Genomic DNA, 12,842 nt, shown 5'->3' with positions numbered 1-12,842 from the left:
AAGGTAGACTTTTCATCGGTTTTTTCTTTTGAATCTTACAAACTTGTTAGATAAATGTTAGGGAAATCGATAGGAAAAATCCTATGCAATATGTACATTGTATGTAGAATCAAAACTGAAAGGAGAAAGGAATTATGATACAAAAGCAACGTATTGAAATAGTTGATTATTTACGGGGATTTGCGCTTATAGGCATTACTTTTACAAATATATTTCAAAACACGAGTATGGTGAGCACTGATGCCCATCCTTATTTTAGCTCTTTCGTTTACACTTTCATGGTATCCAAATTTATTTATATATTTATGTTCCTTCTAGGCTTATCTTCTGCATTATTAATGTCAAATTTAAAGAAGAGGGGTGAAAGGGCAAATTTAATATATATCCGGCGTTTTATTATCCTGTTATTAATTGGTGTTACATGTACATTTGTAGGGGTCCCTGCCGGTGGATTATTTATTATGTATGCAATTTATGGGCTAATAGGATTTGTATTTCAGTATATACCACCGATGATTAACATTATCGTTTTTATCGCTATTGCAATATTAATTTGGTTCACACGTGACATGGTTTTAATTGAAGGTGAATCAACTAATAATCAAATTGTATCTTTAGTAAGCATGTTAAGCGGGTTTTCAATGGTTATTTTAGGGATATTTTTAGGACAAGTATCTTTTTTCAATCACCTACAAAGATATAAGGTATTACTTGTAACAGGTTTAGTCCTCCTTTTCTTTTTAACATACTATTCTTATGGCTGGATGAATAATTTTAGTTCTTTCGTACTGCCCCTATTTTATATTGTTTGCTTTACCATTTTAAGTATGATTCCCATGGTAAGAAGTATGTTCTCATGTTTAATCGCATTTGGCCGAATGTCTATGTCAAACTTTATAGTGCACACATCTATTGTTTTTGACTATTTAGAAAATGGAAAATTCTCATTCTTAACCTATTTAGGTATCGGTCTATCCATTATTGTTATACAAATTATTTATAGTAACATATGGTTAAAGTACTTCAGAATGGGACCTTTAGAATGGATATGGCGTATCGGGATATATTGGAAGAAAATTCGAATTGTAGATTCATTCGCGAAAGATTCTAATTTTAAAGAAAACAAAACCTGTTAAAGAAGTATGTGAAAAATTAAATCATAAGATTGAGCTAGAATCTGAGGTAGGTAAGGGAACAAAAGTTAGAATCGTATTCCCGTATGCATCTCGTTAACCGATGAAAGGTAGACTTTTCATCGGTTTTTTCTTTTGAATCTTACAAACTTGTTAGATAAATGTTAGGGAAATCGATATGAGACATACTAAGTATAGGTTACACTTCATGTATCGAAAAGAGAAATGGAAGGTGAAAAACTTGTGGAGATACTACATGTTTCAGATTTAGGGAAAGTTTATCCTGGGAAAATTTCTTATACAGCATTATCCCATATTGATTTAAAAATAAACAAAGGTGAATTTGTAGGAATTATGGGACCATCTGGGAGTGGTAAAACAACGCTATTAAATATGGTGTCTACTATAGATGCTCCAACATCAGGAGAAGTATTAATTCATGGAGAAAATCCATATCTGTTATCTCCAGATCAGTTGTCTTTATTTCGAAGACGTGAATTAGGGTTTGTTTTTCAATCATTTAATCTCCTTAATACACTGACAGTGAAAGAAAATATTGTTCTTCCACTTACGCTTGATGGTGTAAGCCCTAGAGAAATGGAAGGGAAAGTGGAAGCTATTGCTGAAAAACTAGGGATAACTGAAATATTAGATAAACGTACGTATGAAATTTCTGGTGGGCAAGCACAAAGAACAGCAATCGCGCGAGCTACTATTCATAATCCGAAATTATTACTTGCGGATGAGCCTACAGGAAATCTGGATTCAAAATCTGCTAGTGATGTGATGGGATTATTGACAAAGCTTAATAAAGAGAATAGCACAACGATGATGTTAGTGACACATGATGCAATGGCTGCAAGTTATTGTGATCGCATTGTGTTTATCAAAGATGGACAGTTATACAATGAGATTTATTGTGGAGATAATCGCAAAGTATTCTATCAAAAAATTCTAGAGGTTTTAGCATTATTAGGAGGAAATGCAAATGACTTTTCGACAGTTCGCATTTAATAACGTCATTCGAAGTAAACGAACATATTTGGCTCATTTTTTAAGTAGTACGTTTGCTATTATGATTTTCTTTACTTATGCATTACTTGCATTTCATCCTAATTTACAAGGCGATCTTGCTGCCAGTGTAACAATCAATACATTTGCAAAGTCAGGATTACAGATATCGCAGGGGTTAATATTTTTCTTCTCATTCTTCTTTATCTTATATTCTGTAAGTGCATTTTTAAAAACAAGAAAAAAAGATTTTGGAATTCTAATGCTACATGGGATGTCACGTTCACAGTTGAATAAATTAATATTTATTGAAAATACAATAATTGGAATCGCTTCTATTTTAACAGGAATTACAATTGGAATGGCGTTCTCTAAGTTTATCTTAATTATGAGCAACAATCTGCTAATGATTGATAAAGGACTCCCATTTTACATGCCCTTTAAAGCTATTGGAATAACATTTGGAGCTTTCTTCTTATTATTTTTATTTATTTCACTTTTCACTTCTCGACTAGTAAATGTAGAGCAATTAGTAGAATTAATAAAAGCAGAAGAAAAGCCAAAGCCTGAACCCAAAGCATCCTTTTGGCTGTCTTTAATCGCACTTATTTGTATTGGATTAGGATATACGGGTGTATTCCATAGTGTTAATGCAATTCAATATAAGGATATGAAATATGTATTATTCATGATGGCGACAGGGGTGAGCTTTGTTGTACTTGGAACGTACTTCTTATTTACACAGCTCAGTGTATATGTGTTACGTGCATTAAAGAAAAGGGAAAATATTTTCTTTAAGAAAACAAACATACTCACCATCTCAGATTTAGTGTATCAATTAAAAGATAATGCAAAAATGTTTTTTATGGTCACTATTATATCTGCCGTTGCTTTCACTGCAGTTGGAACTTGTATGGGATTAGGTAACTCATCTATGGCTGAATCGAATAGTCCCTTTGCATTTTCTTATCAGTCCTATAATAATAATAATCCTTTAGAAAAAGAGCATCTAAAAAAAATAGAAAGCGAACTCAATAATGGTGGGTTTAAATTCAAACAAGTAGCTTATTCAATAAAACAAATTCCAGATACCCTTTATAACAGTAATGTATTATTAAGCGTTATAAAAATAAGTGATTATAATAAGTTAGCTGAGGCATTTGGTTTTGAAAAAGAAAGATTAAAAAATGAAAATGATAGTATTGTCATACCTGCAAGAAAATTCGCTAATACAAAATCGAATCAAAATAACTTTCGATTGTCGCATAGAAATATAAAAATAGATATGCATGTAAATAAAACACTAACGCCAAAAGAACTACAAGATACAAACATAACGACAATTATTATACCAGACGCTGTATATAATCAAATGATAGTGGATCCAGAGAATTACCGTGGTGAATCCACCATTAATGGTTTTATTGTGAAGGATTGGGAGAACACGAAAAAAGTTGCTGAAAAAATCGTGACTACTCTTCAGAAAGATAATGAAGGTATACATGAGCCTGTATTATACAACGAACAATATAAATTTTCTTCTTTAATATCTACATGGATAGTGATGAAACAAGGTTTTGGACTTGCATCCATCATGAGTGTATTAATAGGCATTGTTTTCTTTACGTTTGCTGCAAGCTTTTTATATTTCCGATTATATACAGACTTAGAACGAAATCAGCAGCAATATAAAATGATAGCAAAGGTCGGTTTAAGCAAACCGGAATTAAAGAAAGTTGTGTCACGTCAACTTACATTGTTATTCTTTTTACCAATTTCAATAGCGATTACACATAGTTCGGTTGCTTTTATCGCCTTACAAAAGTTAGCTAATTTTTCAGTCTTGGGTAGTTCCGTTATAGTATTGGTTTGTTTCTTAGTTTTGCAAATTATATACTTTTACTTTGTTCGTTCTCAATACTTGAAAAAAATGTATAAAACGATTTTTTAATTCAAAAATAATAAAAAGAAGGAGAATATAGGATGAAAAAAAGACTTGGGTTATTAATAGTAGCTGGTATTTCGATTACCTTGTTAGGAGCATGTTCATTCTTTGGTGCAAAAAACTCCCCGGCAAATGGGCTTTCAATAGAGGTAGAGCAGTTAAATGAACAAACAAGAAATTCTATAATAGACCTATACAAAGATATAACCATATCACAAGAGCAATTCAAAATAAAAGAGGGGAGCATAGATAATAACAAACTCAACATAAAGCTCCCGACACAATTTGGGGATACTCCTAGTAATTTACTATTTATAAGCAGAACAACTGCTGAAAAAATGAATAAAAAGGGGCTTATACGTGAAAGGGATAATAATAGTGGGCTCACATCTTCAGTCCCTATTGCCTCTTTACCAAAAAGAAAAAAAGATGAAATTATCTTATTTGCAAATAAAGAATATAAGGACTTAAAAGAAATAACATATGATGGGAAAAAAATGAGTACTCAATACGAAGGTGATGTATGGCTAGCGCCATATCGTGGTGGATCCAACGCAATCCTATTAATTGTAGATGATACATTATTTAAAGAAATAAATGGGGAAGAAAAAACTAGACAGATTCTATCTTTTAATAAATCTTTTGGGAATCTTAATTTACTCAATCAAGGGAAAGCACCAGAATTAAGTAAGGAAATAGATAAAGTGAATACGGCTTTAGGTACTGAGGGTAAGGGAGCCGTTGAATTTGTAAATATTACAGAAAAGTAAAAATTACTTTTATATAGAATAAAAGTTTAGAACATATTAATCATCTTTGAAAAAATCATTTATTGATTTTTTCAAAGATGATTATTTTTGCACCAGAACCCTTTGCAATTCCTGGTATAGTTGCTCTTTCTAGCGCTCATTAAAAAAAGTAAAACCTACTGCACAAAAGGGTCCTTTAGTCATAAGCTTCACTAACTGTTGTGCAGTATATTTTGGTGAATATTTCATGTCATTTTGAAGCCACCAAATTGCCATCCCAACAACACAGGAAGTGAAGAAACGTAATACCATATCCTTTGGAATATCTGAGTCATGTTCTCCAATTTTAAGCTCAATGTAATTTCGTTCAAGATTATCCATAATAGTCTGCTGCATTTGTAGGTTGAAATCATGAATGCCATGAGGCCCAAACATGGTTTTATAAAAGTCTGCATGTTTTACCATACACTCAAATATCGATTGTAAAACTTCCTCGAGTTTCGAAAAATCTATTTGATGTCCCTGCACATGGGCATAGGGTACCGCCACATGCCCATCAACTTAAGGATTTTATAACCTCCAAAACTAAAAAAATGTACATTTTCTCGTTTTGGAGGTATTTGTATTTCTTAGCTAGATAGCAATGTGACGCTACCCCAAAAAAGACGATTCCCTTGTGAGAGTAGGGATTCGTCTTTTTCTTCGCTGCTGATAATGAGACGTTATGTTAACTGATCATGTATACAATATACAACTAAAATCATACAACATATCACCTCTCTCAAATGGTAAAATAGGGAAAAAGGATGTAATAAATAATGCCTTTAGAAACCACTATTTATCACATAGGAGTTACCGAAAAAAAGAGATGAAAAAGAAAAGAAAAAAAATATAGTAAAAGGGGGGCATAAGTGAAATATATTAATGGATTGTACATATCACTTATATTGATAATGTTCATTAATTTACTTGATATTACAATATTCGATAATAAATACTCAGGGATAACAATGTATATCTCTTCCGTTATATTCATAATTGGAAGCGCATTTTTCATAAATGCAAAACGGCTTAAAATTAGTGAGAAAAAATAAAACAAAAAAGTGATAAAAAGTCCTCCAGTTAAACAAACTAGAGGACTTTTTAGACTCCTATTAAGTTAAAGATGGTCTTAAGTATACTTCCAATAACGAAAATTATGTAAATATGCTATCTATTAGGCGTTTCAAACCTTTTCCCATACCTTTAAACGCCCATAACAGTTTAAGGAAAACTTTGGAAATAGAATCCCATATGATTTCGCTAAAAATAAAGTCTAAAGCTTTTCGTAAACAGTCTTTAGGGGATTTACACTTACGTTTAAACTTACTCCATCCTTGTTTCAACATAACTACCCCTCCTTTCTTATTTAATCAAATATATTTTCTATTAGGTGTTTTAAACCTTACTATATAAATCTATGATACATTATAAAAGAATATAATTATATTCTAAATATACAAGAAAGAGCAAACTCTTACTGTGAGAACTTGCCCTTTCTTTTTATGCTATTCATATGAGAGTGTGACTAGAAAATAAAAGTGAACTTAATGAAAGTCAAAAGGGGTATATATGGGAACGGCGAATAATAATATATATTTATTTCTGAATTTTCTAATGCAAAATAGGATGGAGGATGTAATATGATTCAATTTCCGAAAGAAAATGCTGAGCAATTTTTCAGGTCATATAGTATTAGTGATTTTACGGTGAGTGAAGATGAAAGAAGATTACTTTTCAATACAAACTTAAATGGGCATTTTAATTTATGGTCGATAGATTTACCTAATTTATACCCTTATCCCTTAACATATTGTAATCAACCAAGTAATTTTATTAAAATAGATCCCTCGAATAGATTTATTTTAGCTGGATTTGATAAAGATGGAGATGAAAACTATCATATTTATGCATTGAAACCAGTGGGTGGAGAATTGCTTGAGTTGATTCCGGCAGGAGAGAAAGAAAAAGATTATTATGTGCATTTAACAGCGGATGGAGAAAGACTATACTATGTCACAAGTAAAGATAACCCAAGGTTCTTAAACTCACGTTGTTATAATATACGTACAAAAGAAGATACTCTCCTGTTTACCGGTACAGAGACACCTACATATGTGGAGGCAGTGAGCCCGAATGAAACAAATTACATTGTCTTAAAGTCATATAGTAATACATATAATGTAGGATATGTGAAAAGTGGAGAAGAATTCATTTGTATAGTACCTTCCAGCGAGCTAGAGCACACCATAGCATCCGTTTGTTATGTCGATGAAAATACAGTGATTTTTGTTACAAATTATGAAGAGGAGTTTTCCTATGTAGCTTCTTTTGATTTGAATGAAAAGAAATTCAAGCCAATTTGCAAAATAGAAGGTGAAGACATATCTGATATAAAATGGCACCCAGGATCAGCAACTTGTTACATTGTTACTGCCAAAGGTGTTACAGATAAATTATATAGATTTGAATGGGGTAAGCAGGAATTAACTTTATTAGATACTCCAGTAGATACGATCAAACAAATTCATGTCGCTAAGTCTGGAAACTTATACTTATTGGGTGAAAGTGCGACGAAAACAGCGAATATCTACTGTAAGGAGTCTGATAGTATCGAATGGATAGCTTTGACTAGAAACCATGTAGTTGGGCTTTCAGAAGATACTCTTGTGGAGCCTGATGTTGTTACGTATTCTTCGTTTGATGGGTTAATCATAGAAGCATTGTTATTCCAAGCTAAAAAAGGAGTGCAAAATGGATATACTATATTCTGGCCTCATGGTGGTCCACAAAGTGCTGAGACGAAAAAGTTCAGAGCAATGTTTCAATATTTATTAGGGCAAGGTTATACTATTTTCGCTCCAAACTTTAGAGGTAGTACAAGGTATGGTTCAACATTTACGAAAATGATTGAAGGTGATTGGGGAGAAGCCCCTCGATTAGATTGTGTAGCAGGAATAGAATGGCTATTTAAGCAGGGTATTTCAACTCCTAATAAATTATTCGTTGTGGGCGGTAGTTATGGAGGGTATATGACTTTATTACTCTACGGGCGTCATTCAGAGTATTTCCGTGCAGCCGTAGATATTTTTGGCCCTAGTGATTTATTTAGTTTTATAGAATCTATGCCTGAGAATTGGAAGCCACTTGCAGTTAATTTAATTGGTGATGTTAAGAAAGACAAAGATAAGCTTAGAAAAGATTCGCCAATCACATATTTACATCAAATGAATAAACCGCTTCTTATCATACAAGGGGCAAATGACCCTCGAGTTGTAAAATCGGAGTCGGATCGAATTTTCCAAGCTCTTAAGGATAAAGCGGTGGATGTAGAATACCTTGTACTAGACGATGAGGGACATGGATTTTCAAAGAAAGAAAATGAGATACATGTATATCGTCGTATAATCAAATTTTTAGAAAAGCATAAATGAAGCAAATTCCAATTAATCTTGTATTGATTTGAAAAAGTGATAGTATCTGCTACAAGCCTTTTTAGGTTAGTTTTAAATTTTCATAAAAATAATTGCCAACTAAACTACTTAAGTCATAATAGATAAACCAGAAGCTAGCACGCCTCTTAACGAAGCGCATCGGGGTTGTGTTGCAAAGATTTCTAAGCGAAGTTAAAATGTAAGGAAAATGATTTGAGGAGCATCATGTATGGGCTATTTTAAAGGAAAACAATTCAAAAAAGATATTATTTTGGTAGCCGTTGGCTATTACTGTCGTTTTTCTTTAAGCTATCGTGATGTATCTGAAATCCTACGGGAACGAGGAATTTCCGTGCACCCTACAACAATCATGCGTTGGGTCCATGAATATGGCAATTTGATTTATCAAATCTGGAAAAAGAAAAATAAAACTGCTCAATTATTATGGCATTTAGATGAAACCTATATCAAAGTCAAAGGAGAATGGTGCTATCTATATCGTGCAGTGGATAACGATGGACATACGCTTGATTTTCAAATTCGTAAAACACGCGATCATCAAGCGGCTTATATGTTTATGAAACGACTCGTCAAAACCTTTGGAGAACCAACGGTTCTTACTACAGACAAGGCTCCCGCCTTACTTTGTGCGTTCGAAAAACTGAAAAAGAACGGCTTTTAAGGAAGTACGAAACATTGTACCGTCAAGCACCTCAATAACCTGATTGAACAAGATCATCGACATGTAAAGCGGCGCTTTGTCAAATCTTCTGGATTTCAAACTCTTCGCCATGCTTCACGTACCTTGAAAGGTATTGAAACCATCCATGCGCTATATAAACGAAAACGAAGTTTGCACCAACCAAACTTCGTTTTTTCGACGTACAATGAACTACAGCAATTATTCATAACTGCTTAAACTATAACCTTATTTTGTAAACAAGTGTATGTTTTTTTAACTTTGCAACACAACCTATTTTCTCAACAATAGAAGGCAATTAAGGTAGTAATTTAAATGTCTTTAAGTTAATCAGCTGAATTTTTGTAGGAAGAATTCTTTTTTCATACCTTAATGCTCGATTAAAAAGGACATTACATTTATTTGGGTGCTTTAGTGTATTTGAATTTTGGACGCTAACAAATTTTGTTTAGGGACAAAATGATTTTTTCAGAATTAACAGAAAAAATAACGTGCAAAATTCCTATTGGTTATTTTAGTAGGTATCAAATATTTCTTTGGCCTTATTTTCTTGATATTACCGTACGTTTATATGTTTCTAAGGGAAAGAAATACTTTCATTTTTATTACCATCTATTGTTTGATTAAGATGGTAACATGAAATTGAAACGTTTACAACCAGAAAATAAAGAAAAAATATTAAAATACGACTTTTTCCGACAAATTTTCTGTGTTTAAATATAATAATTTTATAGGAAAAGGTGGAGGAAAACTTACCTTTTCCTATAAAATGTTTTGTAGTAATAATAGCCTAAAATTAAAATGAAATTCAATGAATTTGAGTCCAAAGTCATGAAAATCATTGATAAAGTTATAATTGAATTTTTGAACCGTAAGAGTTTTAAAAGTATGGTCAAACTTTAGTCCACTTTGCGTTTCTCCCTTTTGTAACTAGCTTAATATGGCCAAACAATTGCAAGGAATTTAAAGCCTTACTGATTGTACTCTCTGCAATGTCTGGATAAGTGTTACGAATACTCTCCTTAGTAAAGGGTTGTTTTTGTTTAAGTATAAAATCCTGAATTCTCTCAACTTTAGTATGTTTACATATAGAATCTAGAACTGTGTTATGAAGATCTTTGTAAGCCTCTAATATAATTGTTAAAAACGTTTTTAACCAAAAGCTAATATTATGTTCCTCGCAGTACCAATTCACCGAAGATTTATAAATCGAATTGTAATAATCAGATTCATTTTTCTTAATATATTTATCCAAACATACATATTTTACAAATGTATGTCCGCTCTTAATTAACAACAATTGCATTAACATAAATGCCAGCCTGCCATTACCTTGATTGAAAGGGACTATGCAATAAAAATTTAATATAAAACGAGCTATTAATAAAAGCGAATGTAGCCCTTTACTAGTATTTAATGAGTTGTATTGATCACATAATTGCTTCATAAACTGTGGAATAAGTTCATGCGGAAGAATGCGGTAACTATTCAAGTGCATTCCATGTTCTGGAATACCTGGAATAATAAAAGGTTTTTCACGCCATTTGGCACTGTCAGAGGTAATGTAATGTATTAGTTGAAAATGTAATTCCTGTATAGTTGCTGGATTGATTAATAAAGTACAGGAGTTTTTATGTACAAAAGAAAGTGTTTGATAATAACAAAAAATAGCATCTTCCGAAATATTTTGAGGTACTATATCATCTAAAATAAGTTCTTTTAATCTTTTATTAGGAACTTTTATATCCTCATAAATAGTTGTGAAATTTTTTATGTAATGTAGTGGTATAGTTCTTTCTAAACTATTAAATATGTCAGGGTTTTGTTCCTGATAAGCAGCTAATTTTCCTTTGAATTCGCTAATTTCACTTATTAAATTTATTAACCTCCTTTTTAATTCAATATTTTTATACTTATCATCAAAAAAGTCTCTCATTTTTGTTCCCCCTGTAACCCCTTAACACGTTGTTGCGTATATCTTTCCATTCTAAAGGTATTCCACGACGTTATTGTAAAATAACGACATTTTTGTTCTGGTTTTTAATGTATTTCAGAATCTATATTTTTATTTAACAATTAAAATATAGAAATTATAAAGAAGAATCGTTAGGATTCAATTTTATTAGGCATAATCCTAACATCAATTGTACAAATGTACAATAAAAAAATGAAAAATATAAAACTATCAACTTTTTTGAAAGATTATTTAAAAGATTGTTAAGTAATTGTAGGTATAGATGTGTTTTAGTTTAGGAGTAAATATTGAAGTGGTAATAAAGTTTTCATAGGTGAAAAAAAATAGATAACCTATTAATTTGTGACAATTATGTGCCTAATCTATTATTTGATATTATGAGGATTTTAAAATTAAATCCTAACGAGCTTAATTTTCTGTATTTAGTATAAAGATAAGGGGAGGTATTTTGATGAAATGTATCATTAAACATAGAAAGGTGTAACATTTAACACTTGTATTGTAAAATATTTTGACATACGCTAATTTAAATATTAGGTACAGGAACATTTAATAAAAACTCAGTACTAAAGTACCCTTTAAGCGTTTAACCCTAAAACGTTTATATTTATAATAAAACTCAAGCACACTGAAGTTTTTCTTTTGTTTCTGTGCCTTATTAGGTAAAAATAATATAATAAATTATTAGTATGAGATAGGGGAAAATGAATTGTAAGTTAATCCCTGAATTAACAATCTATTGATAATTAGTTTATGATAAGGAATTCCAGGGTAGAAGGTGGCTATTAACAAGGACTATAAAGTTAAGTTGGATATCTTAGGTATTTTATAGGTAATTAGGGTATAGTTTGACTTTGTAGGAGTATTTTATGAGCTTATTGTACCGCTTGTTTTAATTTGCCTCGTACTTTTAATTTATGAGTTTTAACATCTAGAAGCTAATCAATATATATTACATTAGTTATGTGGACCTTTATAGGAGTATATTTCTAAGATTAAAGGATTTGCGTGGATTAACCATGAGAATATAACAATAATATTTATTGTTTTTTTAGGGTTTAGAGACTATGTGTGAACTTAACCTTGGAAATGACGTATTTTTATGTTGTATAACAGAAGTGGAAAGTCTGGAAGAAACTGATATTATCGGTTTCTTCCAGACTTTTTTACTTTAAAATTGTTTTTTTACATGAGGTTAAATATAATTATTCGGTTTAATGTTTGAATTTTTCGTAAAATTAATCGGGGTTTTTATTCCTCTTTTAATACATAATGTTACAAAATAGAGTAATTGTATTTATTTTATTTTTATATGAGATTAAAAATAATAATAAATGTACCAATGTATGAGAGATATTAATATATTTATTAGTGATTTGTTCGTTTATCTATATATGAGCCAGTTCCTATAGGGAGTTTGATACATCAGGCTCAAAACGATCTGCATGTTCAAATTCATGAAAAATCACTGCAAATCAAAACAAATATAGATGAAGTGCGCGTAAAGGGGAAAGCAAACTTATTGGAACAAGTGATAACGAATTTGTTCTCGAATGCAATTCGTTATACAGATGCGAGACAAACCATTGTGATTGAGGTAAAAGAGGAAGAACATGGCGTATATATAGGGTTTGAAAATAAAGGTTCACATATTGCGGAAGAAAATATAGAGAAAATTTGGGATCAATTTTATAGAGTGGATAAATCTAGAAAACGAGTTTGTGGCGGCACGGGCCTGGGTCTATCGATTGTAAAAAACATATTCGAATTACATGATGCAGAGTACGGTGTAACCAACACAGAAGATGGGGTATTGTTCTACTTCTGTTTAGAAAGATGGGATACAAAGTAGTAAG

At 31.5% G+C, this 12,842-nt stretch carries 8 protein-coding genes and 4 pseudogenes; 9 read left to right on the top strand and 3 right to left on the bottom strand.

Going from position 1 to position 12,842, the window contains the following annotated elements:
• The first annotated feature begins 134 nt into the window (after positions 1-134).
• The 5 genes and pseudogenes from BAQ49_RS10790 (at position 135) to BAQ49_RS10775 (ending at position 4,859) form a co-directional block, all read left to right on the top strand.
• The gene (locus tag BAQ49_RS10790; RefSeq protein WP_071745314.1) at positions 135-1,136 is read left to right on the top strand and encodes a DUF418 domain-containing protein; all 1,002 of its coding nucleotides are present in this window, start codon (positions 135-137) and stop codon (positions 1,134-1,136) included.
• Positions 1,132-1,233 (top strand): annotated as a pseudogene (locus BAQ49_RS33490) (sensor histidine kinase); the annotation flags it as partial. The gene BAQ49_RS10790 and the pseudogene BAQ49_RS33490, both read left to right, overlap by 5 nt.
• Positions 1,234-1,376: 143 nt before the next feature.
• Complete coding sequence (locus tag BAQ49_RS10785; RefSeq protein ID WP_016130540.1) at positions 1,377-2,147, top strand: ABC transporter ATP-binding protein; 771 nt, start codon at positions 1,377-1,379, stop codon at positions 2,145-2,147.
• A complete protein-coding gene (locus BAQ49_RS10780) occupies positions 2,122-4,095 on the top strand; it encodes an FtsX-like permease family protein (protein ID WP_071745313.1) in 1,974 nt (657 codons plus the stop codon). The genes BAQ49_RS10785 and BAQ49_RS10780 overlap by 26 nt, the downstream gene beginning before the upstream one ends.
• A gap of 32 nt (positions 4,096-4,127) precedes the next feature.
• Positions 4,128-4,859, top strand: a complete 732-nt coding sequence (locus tag BAQ49_RS10775; RefSeq protein ID WP_071745312.1) for a lipoprotein BA_5634 family protein — start codon at positions 4,128-4,130, stop codon at positions 4,857-4,859.
• A 129-nt stretch (positions 4,860-4,988) separates the two neighbouring features.
• Here BAQ49_RS10775 and BAQ49_RS10770 read toward each other — a convergent pair.
• Positions 4,989-5,381: pseudogene (locus BAQ49_RS10770) on the bottom strand (TetR-like C-terminal domain-containing protein); the annotation flags it as partial.
• Positions 5,382-5,749: 368 nt separating this feature from the next.
• On the opposite strand from BAQ49_RS10770, the gene BAQ49_RS10765 reads away from it, so the two are divergent.
• A complete protein-coding gene (locus BAQ49_RS10765; RefSeq protein ID WP_071745310.1) occupies positions 5,750-5,932 on the top strand; it encodes a hypothetical protein in 183 nt (60 codons plus the stop codon).
• A gap of 102 nt (positions 5,933-6,034) precedes the next feature.
• Here BAQ49_RS10765 and BAQ49_RS10760 read toward each other — a convergent pair whose 3' ends face one another.
• Positions 6,035-6,226: a hypothetical protein gene (locus BAQ49_RS10760; RefSeq protein ID WP_071745309.1), complete on the bottom strand. Its 192-nt coding sequence runs from the start codon at positions 6,224-6,226 to the stop codon at positions 6,035-6,037.
• Between the two features lie 294 nt (positions 6,227-6,520).
• Here BAQ49_RS10760 and BAQ49_RS10755 point away from each other — a divergent pair, with 294 nt between their 5' ends.
• Both BAQ49_RS10755 and BAQ49_RS10750 read left to right on the top strand, forming a co-directional pair.
• A complete protein-coding gene (locus tag BAQ49_RS10755; protein WP_071745308.1) occupies positions 6,521-8,311 on the top strand; it encodes a S9 family peptidase in 1,791 nt (596 codons plus the stop codon).
• 229 nt (positions 8,312-8,540) lie between these two features.
• Positions 8,541-9,230, top strand: a pseudogene (locus BAQ49_RS10750) (IS6 family transposase).
• Positions 9,231-9,903: 673 nt separating this feature from the next.
• Here the strand turns inward: BAQ49_RS10750 and BAQ49_RS10745 are convergent.
• Complete coding sequence (locus BAQ49_RS10745) at positions 9,904-10,947, bottom strand: Fic family protein (protein WP_071745307.1); 1,044 nt, start codon at positions 10,945-10,947, stop codon at positions 9,904-9,906.
• A gap of 1,435 nt (positions 10,948-12,382) precedes the next feature.
• Between BAQ49_RS10745 and BAQ49_RS10740 the strand changes: the two are divergent.
• Positions 12,383-12,838 (top strand): annotated as a pseudogene (locus tag BAQ49_RS10740) (sensor histidine kinase); the annotation flags it as partial.
• Between the last annotated feature and the right edge of the window lie 4 nt (positions 12,839-12,842).

This window comes from Bacillus proteolyticus (genome assembly GCF_001884065.1).
In the GTDB taxonomy this organism is placed as follows: domain Bacteria; phylum Bacillota; class Bacilli; order Bacillales; family Bacillaceae_G; genus Bacillus_A; species Bacillus_A proteolyticus.
This window is presented reverse-complemented; position numbering and strand designations above follow the sequence as displayed.